The organism is Marinomonas phycocola, from assembly GCF_047525455.1.
In the GTDB taxonomy this organism is placed as follows: domain Bacteria; phylum Pseudomonadota; class Gammaproteobacteria; order Pseudomonadales; family Marinomonadaceae; genus Marinomonas.
Map to the genome: position 1 here is coordinate 1 of NZ_JBLIXL010000054.1, position 1,033 is coordinate 1,033.

Annotated in this window: 1 protein-coding gene; it reads right to left on the reverse strand. The window is 42.9% G+C overall.

The window, feature by feature from the left end:
• On the reverse strand, positions 1-1,006 hold a 1,006-nt coding region (locus tag ACMUMJ_RS16865), incomplete at its 3' end, for an RNA-guided endonuclease InsQ/TnpB family protein (RefSeq protein WP_414680011.1).
• Between the last annotated feature and the right edge of the window lie 27 nt (positions 1,007-1,033).

Here is a 1,033-nt window from a genome sequence, read left to right on the forward strand (position 1 = left end):
GGGGGATTCCTCCTACGAGACGCTCATACCCGAGCGCAAGAATGTTCTTTGCCGCGTTTATGTCGCGATCATGCTCAGCTCCGCACTCTGAGCAAGTCCATTCTCTTATTCGCAAACCTGTTCTACCTTTCGGACTACTGCTTGGAATACTCCCGCAGCTCGAACAAGTTTGGGTGGAGTATGATTCGTTGACTACTTCAAAAACAATACCTGCGTGATCGCATTTATATTCCAGCATTGTTTTGAGAGAACCCCAACCAGCATCTAAAACTGACTTCGCCATTTTAGTTTTTGCTAATCCAAGGCTTGATACGTTACCAACGACAATTACCGCATTATTTTCAACTAACTCGCGGCTGTATTTGTGCAGACTGTCACGCCTGCGATTCTTGATCTTGGCGTGAATTGCTTTAACCCGTTTTTTGTTTCTTGCTCTTTGTGCCAAACCTAACTTAGCCTCTAAAGCTCTGTATTCACGACCTTTAACTCCACCTCCATTAGAATCAGTTGCTGACTCTTTGCAGCCTAAGTCAATCCCTGTACCTCCTTCTCCTTCGCTCCTTTTTTCTGGTGTTTCTACTACAACATTGAAGTACCAACGGCCTCTTGAGTCTTCATTGAACGAACCGCTCTTGAATACATAATCACCTAGCCCGTAGCTGTCTTTTATGCCAAAAAGCACTTTATTATGATAGACACATCCATTTTTGAAACTAATGCAGTCCTTTCTAACAGGTATCCACCCCAGTGATCGCTTAACCCCTCCCGTCTTTCTCCAATTTAAGCGAGCTTTTTTGAACTGCTTTCGCCTAGTAACATATTCATGTCCAACCATTTGTACGCTAGCCGAATTCAATCCCAGTTCTTTATTTGCTCCTTTGGTATAATTTTGAAGATCATAGCCAGATAGAAACTTGCGTTTTTCCTTGATTGAGCGAGCGCTTAATTCATTACAGTAGTTCCACACTTGATTCACGCCATAAGCCATAGCATTCAATTTCTTCAAATGCTTATCTCGGACTCGAACTTTCAA